The sequence below is a fragment of the Streptomyces sp. NPDC007905 genome (assembly GCF_042959345.1).
Classification (GTDB): Bacteria; Actinomycetota; Actinomycetes; order Streptomycetales; family Streptomycetaceae; genus Streptomyces.
In genome coordinates this window covers 24,442-48,224 of record NZ_JBIBKS010000030.1, presented here as the reverse complement: position 1 = coordinate 48,224, position 23,783 = coordinate 24,442, and the positions used below count along the sequence as shown (strand labels likewise).

The 23,783-nt window shown below is 68.2% G+C and carries 16 protein-coding genes and 1 riboswitch; of the genes, 2 read left to right on the top strand and 14 right to left on the bottom strand.

Annotation, left to right across the window (positions count from 1 at the left end):
- Nucleotides 1-6: 6 nt before the first annotated feature.
- The 7 genes from ACFZDC_RS36385 to ACFZDC_RS36355 all read right to left on the bottom strand — a co-directional run bounded on the left by ACFZDC_RS36385 (nt 7) and on the right by ACFZDC_RS36355 (nt 8,577).
- Nucleotides 7-3,165 carry an amino acid adenylation domain-containing protein gene (locus tag ACFZDC_RS36385; RefSeq protein WP_391330631.1) on the bottom strand — a complete coding sequence of 1,053 codons (3,159 nt, stop codon included), beginning with the start codon at nt 3,163-3,165 and terminating at the stop codon, nt 7-9.
- A gap of 28 nt (nt 3,166-3,193) precedes the next feature.
- The gene (gene hypF, locus ACFZDC_RS36380) at nt 3,194-5,497 is read right to left on the bottom strand and encodes a carbamoyltransferase HypF (RefSeq protein WP_391330629.1); all 2,304 of its coding nucleotides are present in this window, start codon (nt 5,495-5,497) and stop codon (nt 3,194-3,196) included.
- 32 nt (nt 5,498-5,529) lie between these two features.
- Complete coding sequence (gene hypE / locus ACFZDC_RS36375) at nt 5,530-6,543, bottom strand: hydrogenase expression/formation protein HypE (protein ID WP_391330628.1); 1,014 nt, start codon at nt 6,541-6,543, stop codon at nt 5,530-5,532.
- 15 nt (nt 6,544-6,558) lie between these two features.
- The gene (locus ACFZDC_RS36370; protein WP_391330626.1) at nt 6,559-7,143 is read right to left on the bottom strand and encodes an isochorismatase family protein; all 585 of its coding nucleotides are present in this window, start codon (nt 7,141-7,143) and stop codon (nt 6,559-6,561) included.
- A 77-nt stretch (nt 7,144-7,220) separates the two neighbouring features.
- Nucleotides 7,221-7,901: a cyclase family protein gene (locus tag ACFZDC_RS36365; protein WP_391330624.1), complete on the bottom strand. Its 681-nt coding sequence runs from the start codon at nt 7,899-7,901 to the stop codon at nt 7,221-7,223.
- Between the two features lie 42 nt (nt 7,902-7,943).
- Nucleotides 7,944-8,318 (bottom strand): ectoine synthase, encoded by a 375-nt coding sequence (locus tag ACFZDC_RS36360; RefSeq protein ID WP_391330623.1) that lies wholly within the window; start codon nt 8,316-8,318, stop codon nt 7,944-7,946.
- A gap of 37 nt (nt 8,319-8,355) precedes the next feature.
- Nucleotides 8,356-8,577 carry an MbtH family NRPS accessory protein gene (locus tag ACFZDC_RS36355; RefSeq protein WP_391330621.1) on the bottom strand — a complete coding sequence of 74 codons (222 nt, stop codon included), beginning with the start codon at nt 8,575-8,577 and terminating at the stop codon, nt 8,356-8,358.
- Between the two features lie 176 nt (nt 8,578-8,753).
- Nucleotides 8,754-8,830, top strand: a riboswitch (S-adenosyl-L-homocysteine riboswitch).
- Nucleotides 8,831-8,849: 19 nt separating this feature from the next.
- Between ACFZDC_RS36355 and metH the strand changes: the two genes are divergently transcribed.
- Nucleotides 8,850-12,431 carry a methionine synthase gene (gene metH / locus ACFZDC_RS36350; RefSeq protein ID WP_391330620.1) on the top strand — a complete coding sequence of 1,194 codons (3,582 nt, stop codon included), beginning with the start codon at nt 8,850-8,852 and terminating at the stop codon, nt 12,429-12,431.
- Nucleotides 12,432-12,554: 123 nt separating this feature from the next.
- Here metH and ACFZDC_RS36345 read toward each other — a convergent pair whose 3' ends face one another.
- The 4 genes from ACFZDC_RS36345 to dpgA are packed head-to-tail and all read right to left on the bottom strand — an operon-like array spanning nt 12,555 to nt 17,083.
- Nucleotides 12,555-13,862 carry an aminotransferase class I/II-fold pyridoxal phosphate-dependent enzyme gene (locus tag ACFZDC_RS36345; RefSeq protein WP_391330618.1) on the bottom strand — a complete coding sequence of 436 codons (1,308 nt, stop codon included), beginning with the start codon at nt 13,860-13,862 and terminating at the stop codon, nt 12,555-12,557.
- 13 nt (nt 13,863-13,875) lie between these two features.
- On the bottom strand, nt 13,876-15,234 hold the full coding sequence (gene dpgC, locus ACFZDC_RS36340) for a (3,5-dihydroxyphenyl)acetyl-CoA 1,2-dioxygenase DpgC (RefSeq protein ID WP_391330617.1): 1,359 nt from the start codon (nt 15,232-15,234) through the stop codon (nt 13,876-13,878).
- Complete coding sequence (dpgB, locus tag ACFZDC_RS36335) at nt 15,231-15,959, bottom strand: enoyl-CoA-hydratase DpgB (protein ID WP_391330616.1); 729 nt, start codon at nt 15,957-15,959, stop codon at nt 15,231-15,233. The genes dpgC and dpgB overlap by 4 nt, the downstream gene beginning before the upstream one ends.
- Nucleotides 15,960-15,976: 17 nt before the next feature.
- Nucleotides 15,977-17,083 (bottom strand): 3,5-dihydroxyphenylacetyl-CoA synthase DpgA, encoded by a 1,107-nt coding sequence (gene dpgA / locus ACFZDC_RS36330; RefSeq protein WP_391330614.1) that lies wholly within the window; start codon nt 17,081-17,083, stop codon nt 15,977-15,979.
- 90 nt (nt 17,084-17,173) lie between these two features.
- On the opposite strand from dpgA, the gene dpgD reads away from it, so the two are divergent.
- Nucleotides 17,174-17,959 carry an enoyl-CoA-hydratase DpgD gene (dpgD, locus tag ACFZDC_RS36325; RefSeq protein WP_391330612.1) on the top strand — a complete coding sequence of 262 codons (786 nt, stop codon included), beginning with the start codon at nt 17,174-17,176 and terminating at the stop codon, nt 17,957-17,959.
- Here the strand turns inward: dpgD and ACFZDC_RS36320 are convergent.
- From ACFZDC_RS36320 to ACFZDC_RS36310, 3 genes are all read right to left on the bottom strand, one after another.
- Entirely contained in the window at nt 17,956-19,398 is a 1,443-nt protein-coding gene (locus ACFZDC_RS36320; RefSeq protein WP_391330610.1) for a condensation domain-containing protein, read from the bottom strand. The two genes, dpgD and ACFZDC_RS36320, sit on opposite strands and share 4 nt — an antisense overlap.
- Nucleotides 19,399-19,670: 272 nt before the next feature.
- Nucleotides 19,671-22,226 (bottom strand): amino acid adenylation domain-containing protein, encoded by a 2,556-nt coding sequence (locus ACFZDC_RS36315; protein ID WP_391330608.1) that lies wholly within the window; start codon nt 22,224-22,226, stop codon nt 19,671-19,673.
- A 26-nt stretch (nt 22,227-22,252) separates the two neighbouring features.
- On the bottom strand, nt 22,253-23,689 hold the full coding sequence (locus ACFZDC_RS36310) for a helix-turn-helix domain-containing protein (protein ID WP_391330607.1): 1,437 nt from the start codon (nt 23,687-23,689) through the stop codon (nt 22,253-22,255).
- Between the last annotated feature and the right edge of the window lie 94 nt (nt 23,690-23,783).

Here is a 23,783-nt window from a genome sequence, read left to right as displayed (position 1 = left end):
TTTGCTTCAAGCCCCGGCCACCGCTCTGGTCGCCAGCGAGCCGGCCAACTCCGGCTTGGACAGGGCCTGTCGGTTCACCTTGCCATTCGGCGCCAGCGGCAAGGCGTCGAGGAGCACGAACGCCGCCGGGACCATGTACTCGGGCAGCCTGCCGCGCATGTGCCGCCGCAGCTCCGGCACATCGATCGAGGAGGAGTCGGTGACGACGTAGGCGACGAGACGCTTGTCGCCCGGCCTGTCCTCGCGGAGCATCACGACGCAACTGCGTACGTGGGGGTGGTTCAAGGCCGTGGCCTCGACCTCGCCCAGTTCGACCCGGAAGCCTCGGATCTTGACCTGCCCGTCGTTTCTGCCGCAGAACTCGATGACGCCGTCGCGGCGCCTGCGCACCCGGTCTCCGGAGCGGTACATCCGGGTCCCGTCGGCGCCGAAGGGGTCCGCCACGAACCGCTCGGCGGTGAGGTCCGGGCGCGCCATGTACCCGCGCGCCACTCCGGGCCCCGCGATGTACAGCTCGCCGATCACCCCGGGCGGCACCAGGCGCAGCCGCTCGTCGAGGACGTGGAGTGCGGTGTTGTGGATCGGGCCGCCAATGGGCACTGTCGTGCCGACGCTGTCTTCCGTGCCGCTCCACAGGGTGGAGACCACCGTCGTCTCCGTCGGACCGTACGAGTTGTGCACGGTCGCGACCTTCGACCAGCGCCGGAAGTCCTCGACCGACAGCGCCTCGCCACCGGTGATCAGCACCAGGTCGGGCGGAAACTCCCAGTCCTCTGGAATGGACGCCAGCGCGGCGGGCGGCAGCGTCACATGGGTGATCTCGCATTCCGTGATGAGGTCCACGAGGTCCGGGCCCACACGGCGGTCGTCCTCGACGAGCACCATCGTGCAGCCGTTGAACAGGCTCATGCACTGGTCCCACACCGACATGTCGAACATGAAGGACGCGAACTGCAGCACCCGGCAGTGGGGACCGAGCGCGAACCTCTCCCGGACGGTCGACGCGAGGCTGCTCACGCCCGTGTGCGAGACGGCGACGCCCTTCGGTCGGCCCGTCGAGCCGGACGTGTAGAACACGTATGCCAGGTTCTCCCTGGCAAGGGGGCCGTTGCGGTCCGTGTCGACCGGATTGTGCGCGCGCTGTGAGCGCAGCTCCTCCTGGACGTGTGCGTCGTCGAGTACCAGGCTCCGCACCTGTTGGCCCGCGAAGACTCCCGAGTGCCATGCGTCGACCGTGACGAGAAGGGCGGGATCCGCCTCCTCCAGCATCAGCCGGACTCGCTCGCCGGGCAGGGACGGGTCGACTGTGACGTAGGCGGCACCCGCCTTCAGAACCGCCAGAATCGACGTCACCAGGTCGATGGACCTGCTCATGCCGAGGGCGACGAGCCGCTCCGGACCCGCGCCTCGTGCGATCAAGGCGTGCGCGAGGCGGTTGGCCCTCGCGTTGAGTTCGGCATAGCTCAACCACTCGTCGCCGTGCATCAGGGCGACGTGATCGGGCAACAACGCCGCTTGCGCTTCGAAGAGTTCGTGAATGAGGGAGTCTGCCGCGCCCGTGGTGCCCGTGTCGTTCCACTCCACGAGCAGCCGCCGCACCTCCTGCCGGTCCAGGACTTCCAGATCCGCGGGCCTCACGTCCGGCCGGTCCACACATTGTTCGAGCACCGACACCCACCGGCGGACCAGCCACAGCGCCGTCTCGCGATCGAAGAGATCGGCCGAGTACGTGAGAGTGCCCGACATGCCGTCCGGGGCGTGGCCCGGCCCGGTGCTCTCGTGGATGTCGAAGGCCAGGTCGTATCGGGCGCCCTCGGTGTCCACGGCCTCGGGACGTACGTCAGGGCCGGCTGTGCGCCCCTGGGCGGTGCTGTGGCGATGGACGTCCAACAGCACCTGGAGCAGCGGGTGCCGGGCGGGCGACCGCGCGGCGCCCATCTCGTCGACCAGTCGGCCGAAGGGGACGCCCCGGTGCGCGAAAGCGTCGAGGTCCCAGTCCCGCACCCTTGCGAGCAGCTCCGTGAAGGTGGGGTTTCCCGTCGTGTCCGTGCGCAGCACCATCGTGTCGGCCAGGGCGCCGACGGCATCCTCTGTCGCCTCGTCCGTACGGTCGCAGACATGGGTGCCGATCGGGACGTCCTCCCCGCACCCCAGCCTCGTCAGCAAGGCGGCCAGAGAGGCCTGGAGCAGCATGAACAGCGTCACGCCCTGCGACCTGGCGAGTCGCACCAACCGGGCGTGCAGGGCGGCGTCCAGCGTGATCGGCGCCTTCTCGCCGCGCCATGCGGCGGTGGTCCGCCGGGGGTGGTCCGCGGGCAGTTCGAGCGACTGCGGCATCCCCTCCAACGCGCGGCGCCAGAAGGCGAGTCCCTCGTCGAGCGGGCTGTCCACAGCCTCGTACCGGACCGGCAGCGGCGGCAGTCCCGGCGCACGGCCGGCGTACGCCTCCCCGAGATCCCTGATCACCCCCTCTGTCGACCGGCTGTCACGGACGATCGGATGAAGCACGAGCAGAAGCACATGCGCGTCGTCTGCCGTCCTGAACAACCGGGCCCGCCCCGGCTGCTGTCCGAGGCGTACGCCACGGTCGACCTCGGACCTGAGGAGACCATCGAGCTCGGCTTCCGCGGAGTCGACCACCGGGATGCGCGGATCGATCGCGCCGACGGGGAGCACTCTTCGGCGCGGCACTCCTTCATCGGTGTCGGACACGGTGCGCAGGGATGCGTGCCGTTCCAGTACCTCTGTCCACGCCCCGCCCAGGGCGTCGTGATCCAGCGGCCCGCTGAGTCGAACCCACACGGCCACGTGGGCCGCGTCGCCCTGGTCGGCCCCGCCCGGCGCCCACAGGGATTCCTGCGCCGTGGACAAGGACGTCCACTCCCCCGCCGCCGTCTTCCCCGGCACCCGAGGACGAGGCGGGGCGAGGCGGGCGGCGACGGCTGCCAGGGACGGCGCCTGAAGGAGCTCCTCCAGGCTCACGTCACGCCGCAGCACCGCACGCACGGCGTCGAGCAGCCGCCTCCCGGCCTCCGCGTCGCCGCCGAGCGCGACGAAGTTCTCGTGCCCGAACACCACGTCCAGGCTCAGGACCTCAGCGCACAGACCGCACAGGATCTCCTCCTGCGGAGTCCGGAGAGTTCCCGCGATGCGGGCAAGTGTCATGGCAAGGACCATCCTTGAGTCGAACGGATCAGCCGGCGACGAGCCGCGCCGCGTCGGCCCGCTCTCGCAGCAACGCCCCGGCGACCATGGCCTGCCCGGCCGAGATACCGCCGTCGGTCATGGGGATCTGCTGGTGCGTGTAGACACGGAAGCCGGCCTGGGACAGCAGGTGCGCGACCCGCACGGACAGATACCGATTGAGGAAGACGCCCCCGCTCAGGACCACGGCGTCAAGGCCGGACTCGCGCCGCAGCCGCGCGCACACCTCGACAACGGCGTGGGACAGACTCTCGTGGAAGCGCCGGCTCACCTCGGCCGCCCCGTGCGACCCCGCGGATTCGACGACGGCCCGCACCCAGGGGCGCACATCGACAACTTGCCGGTCCTCGGCGACGTACAGCGTGGTCGGCCATGGGTCCGTGGCGGAGTGGTCGCCGTCCAGCAACTCCTCCAGTCTGATGGCCGCCTCGGCTTCGTAGCCGATCCGTGAACAGACACCCAGCAGCGCGGACATGCCGTCGAAGAGCCTGCCCGCACTCGACGTCAGGGGTGAGTTCACCCCGCGGGCCGCCATCTTGAGCAGGATCTCGCGCTCGTCTCGGTCCCTGCCCCGGAGCCCTGCGATGTCGAGGTGTTCGACGGCGTCTGCGCCGAAGGCGGCCTCCAGGAGCGCCACCGCCACCCGGTCCGGCTCCGTCACCGCCTTGTCGCCGCCGGGCAGGCGGAACTGCCCGAGGTGTCCCCTTCGCTCGAACCCCCGGTAGTCGCCCACGAGGAACTCGCCACCCCAGACGGTGCCGTCGGTGCCGAGCCCCGTGCCGTCGAAGATGACCCCGATGACCGGCTCGTCCAAGCCGTTGTCGAGCATGCAGGCGGCCATGTGGGCGTGGTGGTGCTGTACGCCGATCATGGGCAGCCCCTGGCAGGCGGCCAGCTTGGTGCTGCGGAAGTCGGGGTGCAGATCGTGCGCGACCGCCCCCGGTTCGATCCCGGTGAGCGCGCGCAGATGTGTCACCGCCTCGCTCAGGAACTGAAGGTTCCCTTCGGACTTGAGATCACCGATGTGCTGGGAGAGGACGAGTTGGCGCTCGGCGGCCAGGCATGCGGTGTTCTTCAGCTCGGCGCCGAGCGCGAGCACGGCGGGCACCGGGACCGGCGTGGTGATCGACGCCGGGACATGGCCCCTCGCGCGCCGGATGACCTGCCGCCGCGGGCCGTCGGGCAGGTCGACGACGCGCACGATGGAATCGTCGACGCGTGACTGGATCGGCCGGTCGTGTTCCAGGTAGGCGTCACACACCTGCGCCAGGTCGCGCCGCGCCGCCGCAGCGGTGGTCGCCATCGGCTCTCCCGGGGCGTTGCCGCTGGTCGCCACGAGCACGGACAGCCCCGAGGCGAGCAGCAGGTGCTGCACAGGCGTGGAAGGCAGCATGGCGCCCAGGGTGCTGAGCCCCGGCGCCACATGCCGGGATATCGCCGAGTCGGGCCTGGCGCGCAACAACACGATGGGCCGCGCCGGGGATTCGAGGGCGGCTGCTTCGGCGTCGGACACTAACGCGTACTCCTTGAGTACGGACGTGTCCTTGGCGAGCACCGCGAATGCCTTGCCGCCCCGCTCCTTGCGCCGGCGCAGCCGGTCGACCGCCTCGTCGTTGAGGGCGTCGACCATCAACTGGTAGCCGCCATGGGCCTTCACGGCGACGACGGCCCCGTCAGCCAACAGCTTCGCCGCCGCCTCGACGGCGTCGTCCTCGTCCCGGCTGACCCCGTCGTGCCCGGACAGGGTGACCCGTGGGCCGCACGTGGCGCAGGCGTTGGGCTGCGCGTGGAACCGCCGGTCGGTCACCGAGTCGTACTCGGCCTGGCAGACCGGGCACATGGTGAAGTCCGCCATGGTGGTCAGCGGGCGGTCGTAGGGGGTGTCCCTGATGATGCTGAAGCGCGGGCCGCAGTCGGTGCAGTTGATGAGCGGATAGCGAAAGCGCCGGTCGTCGGGGTCCATGAGCTCGGCCAGACACGCGTCGCACACGTGCGTGTCGGCGGGTACGGAGGCCCGCTGCTGCCCTGTGGCCACGCTCCGCTCGATACGGAACTCCCGTTCTGCGCAGGTGATGGGCTCGTCGATGAAGTCGCAGCCCTCCACGACCGCCAACGGCGGAGCCTCGGTGCGCATGGCCTCCGTGAACGCCGCGACCGCCTCGGCGGTCCCCTCCACACAGAGGGTGACCCCGCCGTTCTCGTTGCGGATCCAGCCGCCCAGACCTCGTGCGGTCGCGATGCGGTGGACGAAGGGCCGAAACCCCACGCCCTGAACCACACCGCGGACGCTCATCCGTCGGCGAAGCCGTTGCTGGCCGGACATGATCAACACAGACGGGGCAGCTGGGCGCCGTACAGCAGGTCGACCGAGGTGCGTGTCCCCTGCTCGTCCTGCTGCCACACCCGCCCGTTGCCGGCGATTGCCTCTCCGACCAGCTGTGACTTGGCCGTCGCTTCGTGGCCGCGCAGGACCTCCAGGACGTCGGGCACCGCGGAGGGATCGGCGACGACGCAGAGCACGCCCTCGTTGGCGAGGTACATCACGTCCACGCCGAGCATGTCGGCCGCCATGCGCGTTTCGTGCCGGACGGGAAGGGCGGAGCTCTCGAGCCGGATGTCCACGGCGGAGTCCGAGGCGAACTCGTTGAGCACCGTTCCCAGCCCACCGCGCGTGACGTCACGGACGCATCGGATGCCGGCTCCGCACCTGTCGAACAGATCGGCGAGCACCCCGTTCAACGGGGCGCAGTCGCTGAGCACCCTGGTCTCGAAGCCGAGGCCTTCGCGCAACGACAGCAGATGCACGCTGTGGTCGCCGAGGTTTCCGGTGACGATGACGCCGTCGCCCGGGCGGATGCCGCGCGAGCTGAGCTTCAACTCCGGGCGGTCGTGCAGACCGACACCAGCGGTGTTGACGTAGAGCCCGTCCGCCTCACCTCGGTGGACCACCTTGGTGTCCCCCGCGACGATCAGCACGCCGGCCTCCAGCGCCGTGGCCCGCACGCTTTCCAGCACACGGACCAGGTCGGAGATGGCGAACCCCTCCTCGATGATGAGGGCGAGGGTGAGATAGCGGGGCCTCGCCCCGGACACCGCCAGGTCGTTGACCGTTCCGGCGACGGCTATCTTGCCGATGTCACCATTGCCGAAGAACAGCGGGTTGACCACGAACGAGTCCGTCGTGATCGCGATACGGGCGGTGTCGAGGGGGACATCCGCGCTGTCTTCCATGAGCCCGATGTAGACGTCGCCGAGAGTCTTCGCGATGACGTCGTTGATGAGCTCTTGGCTCATCCCTCCACCGGCCCCGTGGTCGAGCTTGATTGTTTCGTCGGACATCGGCTCGACCTCCTTTCAAGAAGCCGGGGTCGGCATGAGTTCGTGAAGTCGACCTGCGCGCACCCGGTCGACGACATCTTCCATATCGGTGACACCACCGCAGAAGGAGGCGATCCAGTCGAGCGCCCGCTGCGCATCCTCCTGCCGCATGGAAATCACTCCCTCCCGGGGTACGACAACGTTGTAGCCCCGGAAGAAGCCGTCCGCCGCCGTGGTCTGGACGCAGATCTGCGTGTGCATGCCGACCACGATCAGGTCGGAGACCCCGGCCTTGCGAAGCTGCTCGTCCAGATCGGTTCCGAAGAAACCGCTCGCCTGGTGTTTGCGCACCATGAGGTCGCCATCGGCCACGATCTCGGCGAGCACCGCGTTGCCGGGAGAGTCCTCGGTCGCCGGCAGCCATCCGTTGTAACGCTCCGCCCGCGGGTCATCGGGGCGGTTGATCAGCTGGAGATGGACGACGAGGACGTCAAGTGAACGCAACGTGTCCAGGAACTCGGCCAGTTTCGGGATGACCGCGCCAACCACGGCCTTGCGTTCCTCGTCCTTGTTGACCAGATCGTACTGAAGATCGTTCGTCAGCACCGCCACTTTGGGCATTACAGGCTCCCTAGTCCCTCATCTTCCGGCCACCCTGGGGAGGCTGGCATTCCCGACTTCGCCCAGCAGGGCACGATTCACTCCGCCGCAGGCACAAGGGCGTACGCGCGTACCGGCATCGTCGCGAAACCGGCGACGGGAGCCGGCACTGCCGAGAAGCGACTTCCGTCTTCAGGAACCAGTTCCAGCCTCGTCAGGTGCTCGGCGATGGGAACTCCGCCGTCGAGAAGCGTGGTGTGGGCGGGGCGCTCCGAGTCGTCGGTGTCGTCGATGTTGAGGCTGTCGATTCCGACCAGGCTGCTGCCCTGCTCGACCAGCCAGACGGCTGCCGCTTTGGTGACATACGGATGACCGTGGAAGTACTCTTCCTGACCCCAGTGCCGGTCCCAACCGGTGTGCAGCAGGACCGCGCGGCCGGAGACCTCGTACTTCTCGAGGTCGGAAACCTCGATGGCGCGCTTCGCCGGGTCGACGCTGATACGCAGGGCGGGCAGGTGCGCCAATCGCTCGAGCGGCAGGTCCGCCAGGTCGGTGCCGTTCTCGAAACGGTGGAAGGGACTGTCCACATAGGTGCCGGTGTTTCCGACCATGGAGATCCGACCGATGTGGAATTCCGTACCCGGCGCATAGTGACCGCGAGATTCCTGACGGCTCAGATGTGTGGATATCTCAGGCCCGGGCAGCCCTCGATAGGTCTCCATCCCAGCGAAGATCTTGTGGCTCAGATCCACCAATGTACAGTCGTCGCGTGCGGTCATGGATCAGATTTCTCCTTCTTGTCGAGAACGGCCCGTGCCAGCTCAGTAGCTCGAATAGGCACCGGACCGGACATCGTGCCGCTCCGGCCCACGCAGGGCGGGAAAGAACACGGACACGAGATGCAGGTCCTGCTCCGCATGCGCGGTGATCGAATGCGCATCGTGTTCGTTCAGCGCATACATGGTTCCGGGCCCGATGGGATGGACCACGCCGCTCTGCTCCGTGATCTCGCCGGTTCCAGAAATACAGTAGACCGCTTCAAGGTGGTCGAGGTACTGAAGTCGTGAACTGGTGCCCGCATTCACAATGGTGTCGGCCACGGTGAAGCCCATGCCGTCGGACTCGAGCAGAAGACGGCGACTCACGCCGTTGCCCCAGTCGACCGACAGCGCTTCGTCAAGTCGACGAACAATCACATGTTTCTCCCGGCCCATACGCCCTACGCACACGAATTCAGCTGTGTGCTTCCTGTTCCATGGCGGCGACAAGGGACGCCGGCCTCATGTCCGTCCAGTGCTTCTCGATGTAATCGAGGCAGTTCTGCCGGGTGTCACGACCGTGCACGGTCTCCCAGCCCGCCGGCACGTCGACAAGCGCGGGCCACAGCGAGTACTGCTTCTCCGCGTTCACCAGGACGAGAAACTCGCCGTCCGCATCATCGAATAGAGCGCTCACCGATCTTCACCTCGCGCATGACCGTCGACACAACCAATGAGCAAGGACGGTAGGAGACCCGGCGGCCCCGAATCGGCAACGTGAGCGGCGCCCTGGCGGCAGTTCGCGCCCAGGGGCCGGTACTGCGCCGGACGAGTCTGGTCTTCTGGCGCATCAGGTGATTCGATAAGGTCACGAGAGCCGAGAGGCGCTGCAACGGGCACGGCCCGCCACGCTCGGCTCATCCTCAATCCGACAAGGGCGCCTCCGGGAACGTGACGGAGGTGTCGGCAGTGGATGTGTACAGCGACCAAGGCGACGGGGGTACCGCCCTGCGGCGGCTGCTGAGCGAGCGCATTCTGGTCCTGGACGGAGCCTCGGGCACCCTGCTCCAAGGCCTCGACCTTCGACCCGCGGACTTCCGCGGGGACGTCATCGACGAGTCGCACACTCGCGATGTGACGGGTGACCCGGACCTGCTCAATCTGACCCGGCCGGACCTGATCCTCGATGTGCACCGGAAGTACCTGGCGGCCGGTGCCGACATCATCACCACGAACACGTTCACGGCGACGAGCATCGGCCAGGCCGACTACGCCCTGGAACACCTGGTCCGCGACATCAACCTTCAGGGCGCGCGACTCGCCCGGCAGGCGGCGAACGAGGTGGGCGGCCGGTTCGTGGCGGGCAACGTCGGTCCGCTGAACGTCACCCTGTCGCTGTCGCCGCGGGTGGACGACCCGGCGTATCGGGCCGTCACCTTCGATCAGGTCAAGTCGGCGTACGCGGAACAGATCTCTGCCCTGGCCGAGGGCGGCGTCGATCTGCTCATGATCGAGACGATCTTCGACACGCTCAACGCGAAGGCCGCGCTCGCTGCCGCCCGCGAGGTCGCTCCCGAGCTGCCGCTATGGCTGTCCGCCACCATCGTGGACCTCAGTGGGCGCACCCTGTCGGGCCAGACCATGGAGGCGTTCTGGCGGTCGATCGAGCGGGCCGAGCCGCTTGTGGTCGGGGTGAACTGCTCGCTCGGCGCGGCCGAAATGCGCCCGTACGTGGCCGAGTTGGCGCGGATCGCGGACGCCTATGTGGCCTGCCACCCCAATGCCGGTCTGCCGAACGCGTTCGGCGGGTACGACCAGACACCGGCGCAGACCGGCCGGCTGATCGGCGAGTTCGCCGACCTGGTCAACATCGTGGGCGGCTGTTGCGGCACCACGCCGGAACACATCGAGCAGGTGGCCGCCACCGTGCGGGGCCGCACCCCGCGGCCCTTGCCCGAGCGGCCCGCCACGACCCGGTTCAGCGGCCTGGAGCCGTTCGAGATCGGTGCGGACACCGGTTTCGTGATGATCGGCGAGCGCACCAACGTCACCGGGTCGGCGAAGTTCCGCCGACTGATCGAGGCGGACGACCACCAGGCCGCCGTCGACGTCGCTCTGGACCAGGTCCGTGGCGGCGCCAATCTGCTCGACGTCAACATGGACGCCGATCTGCTCGACAGCGAGCAGGCGATGACCACCTTCTTGAATCTGATCGCGACCGAGCCCGAGGTGGCCCGTATCCCGATCATGATCGACAGTTCGAAGTGGAGCGTGATCGAGGCCGGTCTCCGGTGCGTGCAGGGCAAGGGCGTCGTCAACTCGATCAGCCTCAAGGAGGGTGAGGAGGCCTTCCTCGCCCAGGCCCGGCAGATCCGTGACTTCGGCTTCGGCGTCGTGGTGATGGCCTTCGACGAACAGGGCCAGGCGGACACCGCCGAACGCAAGGTGGAGATCTGCGCCCGGGCCTACGACCTGCTCGTAGACCGCCTGGGGATGCGGCCGGAGGACATCATCTTCGACCCCAACGTGCTGGCCGTGGCCACCGGCATCGCCGAACACAACGGGTACGCGAAGGCGTTCATCGACGCACTGCCGCTGATCAAGCAGCGGTGCCCGGGCGCACGGACCAGTGGCGGCATCTCCAACCTGTCCTTCTCCTTCCGGGGCAACGACGTGGTACGCGAGGCCATGCACTCGGCGTTCCTCTTCCACGCGGTCCGCGCGGGCCTCGACATGGGGATCGTGAACGCGGGCCAGCTCGCCGTCTACGAGGACATCCCGGCCGATCTCCTGGAACTCGTCGAAGACGTGCTGTTCGACCGCCGCGCGGACGCCACCGACCGCCTTGTGTCCTTCGCTTCCACGGTCACCGGAACGGCCACCAAGCGGGCCATCGACCTGTCGTGGCGCGAGGGCTCGGTCCAGGAGCGTCTGTCACACGCGCTGGTTCACGGCATCGTCGACTTCGTGGAGGAGGACACCGAAGAGGCCAGGCAGCTGTTCGACCGGTCGCTCGATGTCATCGAGGGGCCGTTGATGGACGGCATGAAGGTCGTCGGGGACCTGTTCGGCTCCGGGAAGATGTTCCTGCCGCAGGTGGTCAAGAGCGCCCGGGTGATGAAGCGCTCGGTCGCCTACCTCGAGCCGTTCATGGAGAAGGAGAATGCCTCCGGACGCGGCCAGGGCAAGGTGGTGCTCGCCACCGTCAAGGGCGACGTCCACGACATCGGCAAGAACATCGTCGGCGTGGTCCTCGGCTGCAACAACTACGAGGTCGTCGATCTCGGGGTGATGGTGCCCGCGGCGAAGATCCTGGAGACCGCCATCGCCGAGAACGCCGACGTGATCGGCCTGTCCGGCCTGATCACGCCGTCCCTCGACGAGATGGTCGCGGTGGCCGGCGAGATGCGCCGGCGCGGGCTCACCCTGCCCCTCCTCATCGGCGGCGCGACCACGTCGAAGCAGCACACGGCGGTGCGCATCGCGCCGGAGTACGACGGTTCGACCGTGCACGTCCTCGACGCGTCGCGCGTGGTGGGAGTCGTGTCGAACCTGTTGGACGCCGACCGGGCGGCCGAGTTGGACATCGCCAACCGCGCCGAGCAGGAACGGCTGCGTGAGCAGCACGAGAACCGGCAGCGCGCGGCGCAGCTGAGCCTCGCCGAGGCCCGTGCCAACCGCGAGCCGGTGGACTTCTCCGAGCTGCCGACGCCCGAATTCACCGGGGCGCGCAGTGTGTCGCCGTCGATCGACGCGCTGCGTGAGCTGATCGACTGGCAGTTCCTCTTTCTCGCCTGGGGGATCAAGGGCAAGTTCCCGGCGGTCCTCGAGGAGCCCCCGGCCCGTGAGCTGTACGACGACGCCCAGGTCATGCTCGACAAGATCGTGGCCAGTGACGCCTTCCGGGCGCGCGGCCGATACGGCTTCTGGCCCGCACACTCCGCGGGCGACGACATCGTGGTCGGCGACGTCACGTTTCCGATGCTGCGCCAGCAGACGGTCAAGCCGATGGGCCGGCCGAACCGTTGCCTGGCCGACTACGTGGCGCCGTCAGGCGACCATCTCGGTGGCTTCGCGGTCTCGATCCACGGCGCCGAGACGCTGGCCGCCCGGTACGAGGCCGAGCACGACGACTACCGCGCGATCATGGTCAAGGCCCTCGCCGACCGGCTCGCCGAGGCGTTCGCCGAGTACGTCCACCTCAAGGCGCGCCGGGAGTGGTTCGAGCCCGACGCCGACCCGCTCCTCGAGGACCTGCACGCGGAACGCTTCCGCGGCATCCGGCCCGCGCTCGGCTACCCGGCAAGCCCAGACCACTCCCAGAAGCGAGAGCTGTTCCGGTTGCTCGACGCCGAATCCGAGCAGATCGGCCTGACCGAGTCGTACGCGATGACCCCGGCCGCCAGCGTCAGCGGACTGATCTTCGCGCACCCGGCGTCGCGCTACTTCAGCGTCGGCCGCATCGGGCAGGACCAGCTCGCCGACTACGCCGCCCGCCGCGGCTGCGAGCCGGCCGAGGTGGAGAAGTGGCTGCGGCCCAACTTGAGCTGAGCCCCGGCCGATCGAGGTGAGCCCGGCCGGCTTGAGCCGAGGTCCGGCCGGGCCTCGGCCGAGAGCCGGCCGGACTTTGGGCTGGAGTCCGGCCGGTTCGCCCGATGTCGCTGCGCGCGCACCTCACATCGTGCGGCCCCGGTGCGGCGACACGATCTCGTCCGCGAAGAACGCGGCCAGGCGCCGCACCCCTTCTTCGATGTCCTTGACATCCAGGTAGCTGCACGACAGCCGCAGTTGGTGATCGCCGGCCTTGTCGAGGTAGAACTGCTCCATCGGAGTCCAGAGCACTCCGTATTTCCCGGCCGAGATCTGGAGCAGGGCGCTGTCCGCGGGGACCGGAAGATGCACCCGGACGAAGAATCCTCCCTGTGGGCGGTTCCACCGGATGTCGGGACGCAGCGCGTCACCGACGTACCGGTCGAGGGCGTCGACCAGACAGGTCAGATTCCGTTGGTAGATCTCGGACTTGCGGCGGCTCAGTTCGACCAGGGAGCCGCCGTGTTCGAGCAGCATCCCTCCGATCACCGCCTGGCACAGCGGGGATGTGTTCACGGTGACCATGCTCTTCAGCGCCGCCACCTCGTCCGCGAGCAGCTTGGTGCCGCTCGACGATGTGACCTGCTGGTCTGCGATCACATAGCCGACCCGGGCCCCCGGGAAGGCGACCTTGGCGAAGGTGCCGATGTGCACCACCCGCTGTCGGGTGTCCAGCGCCTTGAGCGACGGCAGCTCGGACCCGGTCGTCGCCGTGAAGCCGTACGCGTTGTCCTCGACGACCAGGAAGTCCTCGCGGTTCGCGAGGTCCAGAAGCCGCCTGCGGCAGTGCAGCGACATGCGGGCACCGCCCGGATTGGAGAAGTCCGGCGCCACGTACAGCGCGCGCAGGGGCCGGCCCTTCTCGCGGGCCGTACGGCATGTCTCCTCAAGACCGTCGAGGTCGATCCCGTGCGCGCTCTCGTGTACCGGCGTCACGTCGATGTCCAGGAGCCGGGCGGCGCCGATGATGCCCACGAAGCATGGATTGGCCACCGCGAGCACGCCCTGCGCCGGCCGGAAGAGCGCGCGCAGCACCAGCAACATCGCCTCCTGCGCGCCCACGGTGATGACCAGCGCGCCGGGCGCGGCATCGATGCCGTGGTCCCGGCGCAGGGCGTCACTGACTATGCCGTTGACGATTCCCCGGCTGGGGCCGTATTCGAGAAGCAGTCGGCGTGCCTGCTCGGGGGTCCTCCCCTCGCGGACGAGATGGTCGAGGAAGCCCTCCACGTACCGCTGGACGTCGACGTCCTCGAGCGTGTCCGGGTGGGGCGCGCCGGGCGCGAAGGATATGGCTTCCGGAAAGCGGCTCATCACCTCGTTGAGGAACCCGATGGACCCCAGAACGGGATCCTTAAGTGAGCCGTGCAGTGAGGAAGGATGCAGTCGCATGAGGATGAGCCTTCTACGCCCGGGACTGTGAACGCTGCCAGCGCTTCTCCACCTTGGACAGGACGTCGGCGCTGTAGGCCCTGGCGGCCTGGGTGACCGCGAACTCGGCCAGGTACTCGCGGAAGTGGTCCAGCGGCTCCTCGGCCAGGTTGAGCATCCGCCGGTTCGCCGCCACCGCGGGTGCGCCCAACTCGCGGGCGGCACGTTCGACGGTCTCGTCCAGGTCCTTCGCGGGCACGATGTCGTCGCACACCAAGGCGGCTTCCGGATCGGTCATCCGAATGCGGCGACCGCCGAGGATCACCTGTCGGGCGAACCTCGCGCCGGTCAGCCGCGTCAGGCGCAGATTTCCCAGCCCGGGCACGATGCCCTCTTCCGCGGCCGGCAGGCTGAAGAACGCCTCCTCCTCGGCGATCACCCGGTCAAGGACCAGAAGCAGTTGCATCCCGCCGCCGATGGCGAAGGAATCGACCGCACCGATCCAGGACTTCTGGGTAAACCGGTCGGACGCCATGACACCCGCCGGTTCCGTCAGGAGGCCGCGCGACATCTTGTGGATGTAGCCCAGTTCGCGCCCCATCAGGAAGTCCACGAACGAAATGGCGCCGCTGCGCAGATCCTTGAGGTTGATGCCGGCACTGAACACCCGTCGGCCCTGGTAACGGGGGTGCTCGACCTCCCCGCCGCGGAGGACTCCGACGCTGACCCGGTCCTCCAGCAGGACCAGGTCCACCGCCGTCTCCATGTCGGCGATCAGCTGGTTGTCCTCGGCGTTGAGGCAGTGCGCGTTGCGGAACGTCACGTGGGCCACGTGTCCCCGCCGCTCGATGTGCACCGACTTCAACTCCACGCGTCCTGTCGCGCGGAAGTCACCGAGCAGCTGCTCGGCGCGCGGCGTGGGCATCAGCATCGCGTCGATGAGGTGGGTGCCCACCACCCGGGAGCGCAGGACGGCGCCGCAGAAGATGGCCTGGTCGATCTCCCGCCCGTCCCTCTCGGCCTGGATGAACACGCGCTCCGATGCCATCTGGGCCGGGGTGGGAACCAGCCCCGGGAAACGTTCCGCCGCCGCCTGGACCAGGTTCGGCAGACGCACGTACCGAGAACGGCCCTCGGTCAGAACGTCGTACACGGCATCCGTGTGCAGGGCCAGGAATCCGCGGCGCGCCGACCTGGACGCGGCGAAGGCCGCTTCGGCGAGGCGCTGCTGGGAGGTGTCACGACCGGGTCGGGGCGGCAGCGTGTCGAGGACCGCCTCGCACGTGGCCACATGCTCGGCCAGGGTCTGCGCGTCGCTGTCGAGAACATCGATGAACTTCGGCTCGGGAATCGACCACACCGACGCCGCGTCGGAGGCATCCACAACGTTCATGCCCGAGACCTCCCCGCCGGCACCGACGCGGCGGGCCGCTCCTTTCGCAGCCTGCGCAACTCGCGTTCGCAGGCGGCGAGATGGGCTCCCAGCGCATCGTCGTACTCCACGGACGCGGCTTCGAGCAGCAACTGCCGGCGCACCGCCGTTTCCCGGTCCGCCATGCGTTCCGTGAGTGCCGTCGCGGCGTGCACGGCGCCCTGCACGTCGTCGGCGACCTGGTCGATCAGGCCGAGATCGAGGGCTTGGCCGAGCGACAGGTCGGCGCCGCGCATGACGATCCGTCGAGCCGCCGCCAGTCCGAGGTGCCGCACCAGGCGGTAGAGCAGCATGCCGGGCCAGATGTGGCCGTCGTTGACGGGCAGCTGCAGCTGGAGGCCGGGGACGCCCATACGGAAGTCGACGGCGAGGAGCAGGTCCAGGGCGTGCCCGCCGCACGTCCCCTGTGCCACTGCGATGGTGATGCCGTCGAGGCTCTCCACGCGCCGTACGGCCCGCTCCCAGCGATTCACCGTCTGGATGGTCACATCGCCGGGCCACTGTTCGTGCTCTACCGGCGCTTCGCCGAGATCGAGGATCACCGCGGTTCCGTCAGGCTGTTTCTCCGCCTGATCGCAGGCCGAGTTGATCAAGGCCGTCAGTTCCGCCGGTGTACGTGCCCCGTCCACCTTCGCGAAGAGGCCGATTCCCTCCGGTGCTTCTACGCCGGGAAGTTCTGTGGTCATGAATTCAGAATCACCTTTCATCGCCAGCCAACCAAAGCCATCTCGATGGTCGACCCGGGCCCCATGGTCATGAGGACGCCGAACTCGCCCGGTTTGACGCAGTTGTCGGCAACCAGTCGCTCGTAGGAGAAGAGGAACGATCCGCTCGACACGTTGCCGTGATCCCGGAGTACGCCGATCGTATGGCGTACGTCATGACGGGTCAGGCCGAGGTTCACACGCACCGAGTCGATGACCTTCTTCCCCCCGGAATGCACGACCCAGTGGGATATGTCCGAGCGTCGCAAACCGGTCCCCTCGAGCAGCCGGTCGAGGGCGAGCTCGGCGTGCGCTCCCACCACATAGGGAACTTCGGGATCAAGGTAGAAGCTGTATTTTCCATGGGTGTCATCCCAGTCGTAACGCATGGCGTCTATTGCTTCCGGAATGATGAAACTCGAAAAGCGCAGCAACGCCGGGGCCGGCGTGTCGCCGACCAGCTCCACTTCCCCTCGGTCGGTCGCCTGCGGGTTCCCCGGCGAGCGCACCGCAACGGCGGCCGAGCCATCGCCGAAAAGACTGTTGACCACGGCGGTCCGCATGGTCCCGTCAAATACATATGCCGCCGAACATGCCTCGATACACACCATCAGTGCCAGTTCACCGGGATGTGACTCCGCCCATCCGGCCACGGCCGTCAACGCGTTCAGGCCAGCATTGCATCCCATTCCCACGACATCCAGACGCGAGCAATGCCGGTCCATTTCCAGCTCCTTCATGAGGAGCGCGGAGAAGCCCGGGGTCAGCATTCCGGTGGTCGTGACGCAGCACAAGTAGCGAACATCCGCCAATGTCGCGTTCGCGTTCTTCAGGCACGCTTCCAACGCCTCCCGTCCCATGGACAGACCGTTGGTGAGATGCTTGCGCAGCAGTTCGCCCTGGGTCTCCGTGGCGCGCGAACCATCCGGCAGCAACGGCGGCAGCGTCAGACCTCGACGCTCGATCGCGCTGTTCAGGAAGATGGATCGCACCCGCGGATCGGTGATGTCGAACTCATCCAGCATTTCCTGCTGCGTATACGAAGTCGCTGGCACGGCAGTACCCACACCCACGATTTCGGGTGCCGACACCTCAACCAAATTCACGCTAGACTCTCCAGACCTACATGGCTGCACTCCCGCTTCACCGCCACCGGAGCCGGGGCTATAATCACGTCCATGCGGCAACTTTCACGAGTGCAATACGAGAAGAAGGACAACGTTGCGCGGATAACGCTCAACAGGCCCGAGGTCCTCAACGCGATGGATCTGGGGATGCATGAGGAGCTCGCCGAGATATGGGATGATTTCGAGGCGGACGATGACATGTGGGTTGCCGTCCTTTCCGGCTCCGGTTCCCGAGCATTCTCGGTGGGTCAGGATCTGAAGGAGCTGGCTGGCCGAGACCGCGCGGGGACCGCGACTCCGTCCACATTCGGAAGTCGCGGAAAGCCCGGCTGGCCCCGTTTGACAGAACGGTTCGACCTGGCCAAACCGATCGTTGCCAAGGTCCAGGGATATGCCATGGGGGGAGGATTTGAGCTTGCCCTTTCATGCGACATCGTCATCGCCTCCGAGGAGGCGGTGTTCGCGCTTCCCGAGGCCAAACTGGGCCTCATGGCAGGGGCGGGCGGTGTGTTCCGACTGACCCGGCAGATACCGTGGAAGATCGCGATGGGGCACCTTCTGACCGGACGGCCGATGGACGCGCGGCGCGCTTTTGAACTCGGCCTCGTCAACGAGGTGGTGCCGGCCGAGCAGCTCGACGAGTGTGTCGAGAGCTGGGTCGCCGACATTCGGCGTTGCGCCCCCCTCTCCGTCCGCGCGATCAAGGAAGCCGCCACCAAGTCGGCGGCCATGTCGTTGGAATCAGCATTTGCGACCCGCTATCCGTGGGAAGAACGACGTATGCACAGTGAGGATGCGATCGAAGGTCCCCGTGCCTTCAGCGAGAAGCGCGCTCCCCGCTGGAAAGCGCGTTAGGCGTCGAACGACGTGTGAAGCGGCTGGGAAGTTGCGAAGCGCTCGTGGCTTCCCAGGCTTGGATCGTCCCCTTCGCCGGTGAGCATGGCGCGCTCCCACGGCAGCAGGATGTCGGGCTCGGAGACACGGGTTCCGGTGTCGGCGGCCAGTGCCCCGAGTACGACGTTCAGGCGCTCGGAGAGGGCGGCGACCGAGCGCTCCTCCCACAGGTCGGCCGCGTAGACGATGTGTCCCGCGATGCCCGCGGGTTCGCCGTCCGCCGTCCAGGTTTCGGCGAGGTCGAAGTACAGGTCGAATTTGGCCGAGTGGAGCTCGATGGACTCCGCCTTCTCCATCGTGACGGACAGGCCCGGGAAGTCCGGTTCGGCCGGTTCGTGGCTCTGGATGGCCAGCATGGTCTGGAAGAGGGGATGCCGGCCGGGCCGACGCCGGGGAGCCATGGCCTGGACGACTGCCTCGAAGGGAACGTCCTGGTGGTCGAATGCCTGGAGATCGAAATCCCGGACCCGAGCGATCAGGTCACGGAAGGTGGGATCGCCCGACACATCCGTCCGCAGGGTCAGGGTGTTCACGAAGAATCCGACCAGATCGTTGAGGGATTCGTCCGAGCGGCCGGCGGTGACCGTGCCCAGCGGGATGTCGTCGCCCGCTCCGAGGCGGCTGAAGAGGGCGGCCAGCGCCGCGTGGAACACCATGAACGGCGTGGCTCCGCACGCGTGGCCGACCTCGCGCACCCGGCGGTGCAGGCGGGCGCCCGTCGTGAACGGCACCGAACCGCCGCGATAGGTGGTGGTCTGCGGACGATCCCGGTCCACGGGCAGCGCAAGCTCGGCAGGCATGCCCTCCAGGACCGAACGCCAGAAGTCCAGCTGCTCGGCCAGCAGCGACTGCGGGTCGTCGGCCGATCCGAGCACCTCCCGCTGCCACAGGGCGAAGTCGGCGAACTGCACGGGCAGTGGCTCCCAGTCCGGCGCCTCGCCCTGGCACCGCGCCCGATACGCCTGCCCCAGGTCGCGCATCAACGGCCGCACCGACCACCCGTCGACCACGATGTGGTGGAGCACCAGCTGGAGCACCCACTCCTCGTCGGCCACCTCGAACAGCACAGCCCTGAACGGCACTTCGCGTGTCAGGTCGAACACGTGCCGACCGCTGTCCTCCAACGCGGAGAGGCCGCCGTCCCGCACCTCCACCACGTGCAGCCGCCGATGTCCGGACTCGGCGGGGGCTATCCGCTGGTGCGGCGTGCCGTCCACCTCGGGGAAGCTCGTCCGCAGCGCCTCGTGCCGGGCCATGACGTCCGAGACCGCGGCGTCCAGCGCGGCGATGTCCAACCGGCCCGCCATCCTGGCCTGGACGACGATGTTGTAGGTCCAGCCTGTGTGCTCGAACCGGTCGAGCAGCCACAGCCTGTGCTGCCCCGGCGACACGGGAATCACTGTTCTCCTCCAGACTGTTCATGCTGGCGCGCGCCTTGACACTCGTGCCGAGGAAGACCGCGACGGCATGTCTCGAACGCCGCGCCCGCCCGCAGGGCTGTTCCTTCGGAGACTAGAAGTCGGGCGAGGTCGGCGGCGGCAGCTACTGCGGCAGTACCGAGGCGTCACGTGGCTGCCGCGGTAGCCGCCACCGTGAGGAGGCCGCGCCGCCCCCGCCCTCCGGCCGGGAGCACGCCCGCCCCGAGGCCGCGCGCCCGCGACCGCGCCCGGGCTCAGGCCCCCACGGGAGCCGGCGGTACGTCCCCGGCGCGGGCGGTGGCCGCCACCGTGCCCTCCTCGGCCGCGACGGCCACGGCGGCCAGACCCGCCGGGCTCTGCCGCTCGAAGACCTGACGGGCGGTGATAACGAGCCCGGCCTTGCGTGCGCAGGACACCAACAGCATCGCCAGGATCGACGAGCCGCCGATCTCGAAGAACGAGTCGTCGGCACCGACGTGTTGAATGCCGAGCACCTCGGCGAACAACGCGCACAGCACTTCTTCGGTGGCGGTTCGCGCGGCCCTGCCCGTGCCGGCCCCCGGATCGGGGGCCGGCAGGGCGGCCTTGTCCGTCTTGCCGTTCACCGTGAGCGGCAGAGCGTCCAAGACCATGACCGTCGGCACCATGTAGTCCGGCAGACGGGCGCCCGCGAACTCCCGGACCTCTGTGATGTCCACCTCGTGGCCGGCGGCGGGCACGACGTAGGCGACCAGACGCTTGTTTCCGGGCTGGTCCTCACGGACGACGACCACTGCCTGGCCCACGCTGTCGCAGGCCGCGACCACGGCCTCGACCTCACCCGGCTCCACCCGGAAGCCACGGATCTTGACCTGCTCGTCCGCCCGGCCCACGAACTGCAGCTGCTCGTCCTCGGTCCAGCGGGCGAGGTCGCCCGAGCGGTACATGCGGGCGCCTTCGCCGAAGGGGCAGGCCATGAACCGTTCGGCGGTCAGGCCGGGCCGTCCGACATAGCCACGGGCCAGACCGGGTCCCGCGATGTACAGCTCCCCCGTTGCACCGACGGGGACCGGCCGCAGGGCGTCGTCGAGGACGAAGACCGATGCATTGTCGATCGGACGGCCGATCGCCGGCGGCGGGTCCGCCGACGTGATCGCATGAGGGACCGGGTCGGCCGTGGTGATCACTGTCGCCTCGGTGGGGCCGTAGGTATTCCACACCCGGGAGTGAGCGGTCCAGCGACTCGCCAGGGCCGCGTTCAGGCGTTCCGCGCCCAGCACCCAGTTCTCCACCCCCGAGACCGCGGCCGGTTCAAGGACACCGAGGAGCGACGGGACCACGCTGGCCACGCTCACCCCGGTCGAGCGGATCATGTCCGCCAGGGCCACGGGTTCGGTGCGCTCCTCGCGCGAGGCGATCGCCAAGGTGCCCCCGCCCCCGAGCGTGACCGCCAGGTCCAGCACCGAGCCGTCGAAGCTGAACGACGCGAACTGCAACGCGACGACTCCTTCGGAGACGCCGAGGACGGGGCGCATCGCCACGGCCAGGTTCACCAGGCCGCGGTGGTCGACGGCCACGCCCTTCGGCCGACCCGTCGACCCCGATGTGTAGATCACGTAGGCGAGTTGACGCGGATTGAGCACGGTGTCCAGTGGCTCGGCGGACTCGGCGGCGATGGCACCGGCGGCCTCGTCCAGGAGGACGACACGCGCCGCGCCCACCGGCACGCCCTCGACCGCCCGCCTTGTGCCCAACACGACCGCGGCGCCACTGTCCTGGAGCATGTAGGCCAGCCGGTCCTCGGGGTGCTCTGGATCCAGCGGCACATAGGCGCCACCCGCCTTCCACACCGCCAGGATCGACACCACCATGTCGTTGCCGCGGGGCTGGCACAGGCCGACCCTGCTCTCCCGGCCCACGCCCATGCTCCTCAAATGGCGGGCCAGCCGGTTGGCGCGCTCGTCCAGTTCCGCGTACGACAACGCGTCCCCGTCGCTGCGCACCGCGACGGTGTCCGGTGACCGCTCGACCCACGTCCCGTACAGATCGAGGAGCGTCCCCTCCGGAATCGGCCGGGCCGTGTCGTTCCGGTGGAGCGCCGGCTGTGACGAGGGTGGCTCGGCCTGGGAACCACCGTCGACCAGACCGGCGATCCTCTCCAGCAGCTCGGCCGGCCGCTCGGTCAGATACATGTGCCCGCCGGGGACCTCCGCCATGGCGAACTGCGCCGTGGTAGTCGCGCTCCACTGCTCCAGGCTGTCGGGGGCGACGAGGACGTCGTCGGTACCGCGCAGCGCAGTGACCGGTATCGACAGAGCCGACGCGCCGGAAGTCGGCCGGTAACGCTCGTGCATCACGGTGTCGGCGCGGAGCAACGGCAGTAGCAGCTCGCGCAGTTCGGGGTTGTCGAACGCGGGGTGGCGGTATCCCGTGATCTCCTCGACGTGGGCGGCCAACGCGTCGTCGTCGAGGCCGCTGGTCCGCGGCCGGGTTTCCCACGGCCCCGCCGACCCACTGACGAACAGGTGGCTCAGCCTGTCGAATTCCCGGGCCTGCAGCTCCCTCGCGGTCTCATACGCCAGGACGGCGCCGAGGCTGTGCCCGAAGAGGGCAACTGGCCCGGTGCCGCCGGCGGTCGCCCGGATCGTCTCCTCGGCCACGAAATGTGCAGCTTGCCGTACGTCCGTGTACGGGTCTTCGTTGAAGAGCTCCTCGCGTCCTGGGAGCTGTGGCGCAACCACGCGTACGCCCGGCACGGCCAGTTGGGCCCACTGCCGGTAGAACCCCGCACCGCTCCCCGCGAAGGGCAGGCACACCAAAGAGAAGGACATTTCCACACCTTTTTTCAGTCGTGCCCTCACAGCACCGGGTCGGCCTCGGTGCAGTGGACGGATCCGGCCGCCGCACGATGCACCGGGCTGCGGGCGGCGGCGCCCTCCGCGCCCAGGAGGTGGTGCACGAGATTCAGGACCGTGAAGCGGGGACGTTCGCCGTTGCCGGAGTTGACCCGTCGCACCAGACCGCAGGCACGCAGCAGATGGATGGTGCGCAGCGCTTCGGCGGGCGCGCGGCGCAGGACATGGATGGCCTCCTCGGCGGTCCAGGGGGCGGCGCCTACGAGGCGGCGGAGCCCAACGGCGTCATCCGGCGCCAAGGACGCCACGGTCCGCCTGAGCCACGACGTCAGCGCATCGTCGGCGTTGACCGGCGACGTGAGGAGCATCAGCGGGGAACGCGCGGCGGTGTCCAGGAGTTGCGCCGGTTCGTGGACGAGCAGCCAGGAGGCGGCCGATTCGAGCGCCGAGGGAATGCCGTCGAGCAGCCAACAGATGCCGGCGAGCGCAGCCAGGACGTCCGGATCGGACACGGCCTGCGGATACAGCTGCGTACAGCGTGACAGCATGAGCTGCACCGTCGGGTACGCGGCGAAGTCCGCGTCGATCGGCTTGCCCTGATGCCATTCGGGCACGGCAAGCGGAAAGACCGAGAAGGCACAGGTCTCGGGGGTCGACGAGGTCTCGCAGGTTTCGTACAGCACGCGAAGCCCGGGGCAGCGGTGCAGGAGCAGCCTCAGTTCGAGTTCGCCGTCCTCGTCCAAATCCCGTCCGTCGACGGTGAGCAGGACTTCGTTGGTCGTGAGCGCGCCGGTCACGTCGTCGACCGTGGGTTCACAGCCGATACGGTCGGCGATCCGGTCGATCAGAACGCTCGGCGTGACCCCTTTGCCGCCTTGGGTCGCCGACTCCCGGTCCAGGTAGATGACCGACATCCGGCCGCTTTGGTGCAGGTCGTTCGCGACCTTCTGAATGAGCCGGCTCTTGCCGATGCCAGGCATGCCGACGACCTTGAGCAGTCGATGCCCGGAGGACTCCAGCAGGTTGGTCAGGGAGGCTGTTTCGTGCTCACGGCCGACGATCGGGCCGAGCAGCGCCGGCGGTGCCGCCAGGTCCTCGATGAGAGAATGGCCCGAGGTCAGTCCCGCCGCGGCCTCCAGCTCCGCCCGGCGCGCCTTGCTGAGGCGCAGCGCGTCCGCGAGAAGGCTGATCGTCTGGGCGCGTGGGGTCTTGGTGCAGTCCAGTTCGAGATCCCGTATGGCCCGGACGCTGATGGTGGAAAGCTCGGCGAGTTGCCTCTGGGTCATACCGACACGCTTCCGCGCGTTTCGCAACAGGATACCGAATCGTATGTTCGATCCGAGGTTCACGATGTTTGCCGCCTCCCGAAGATCCTTCGACTCGCCGCAAGACGTGCCGAATCGATGAGCCCAATACGCCGGGAAGTCCGTTCTCGGCACAGCCGAGAAGTCATCGCCGTATCAGGGCGCGAGATTTCGACCGCCCCTCGGAGGGACAGCCGCAAGAGATTCAGTGAATGAGCGTCTAGTTACC

Bases quoted from the DNA above. Each gene is read 5' to 3' on its own strand.
- ACFZDC_RS36385 (WP_391330631.1), bottom strand. From the start codon at position 3,165: ATGACACTTGCCCGCATCGCGGGAACTCTCCGGACTCCGCAGGAGGAG.
- hypF (WP_391330629.1), bottom strand. From the start codon at position 5,497: ATGAGCGTCCGCGGTGTGGTTCAGGGCGTGGGGTTTCGGCCCTTCGTC.
- hypE (WP_391330628.1), bottom strand. From the start codon at position 6,543: ATGTCCGACGAAACAATCAAGCTCGACCACGGGGCCGGTGGAGGGATG.
- ACFZDC_RS36370 (WP_391330626.1), bottom strand. From the start codon at position 7,143: ATGCCCAAAGTGGCGGTGCTGACGAACGATCTTCAGTACGATCTGGTC.
- ACFZDC_RS36365 (WP_391330624.1), bottom strand. From the start codon at position 7,901: ATGACCGCACGCGACGACTGTACATTGGTGGATCTGAGCCACAAGATC.
- ACFZDC_RS36345 (WP_391330618.1), bottom strand. From the start codon at position 13,862: ATGCGACTGCATCCTTCCTCACTGCACGGCTCACTTAAGGATCCCGTT.
- dpgC (WP_391330617.1), bottom strand. From the start codon at position 15,234: ATGAACGTTGTGGATGCCTCCGACGCGGCGTCGGTGTGGTCGATTCCC.
- dpgB (WP_391330616.1), bottom strand. From the start codon at position 15,959: ATGACCACAGAACTTCCCGGCGTAGAAGCACCGGAGGGAATCGGCCTC.
- ACFZDC_RS36315 (WP_391330608.1), bottom strand. From the start codon at position 22,226: ATGTCCTTCTCTTTGGTGTGCCTGCCCTTCGCGGGGAGCGGTGCGGGG.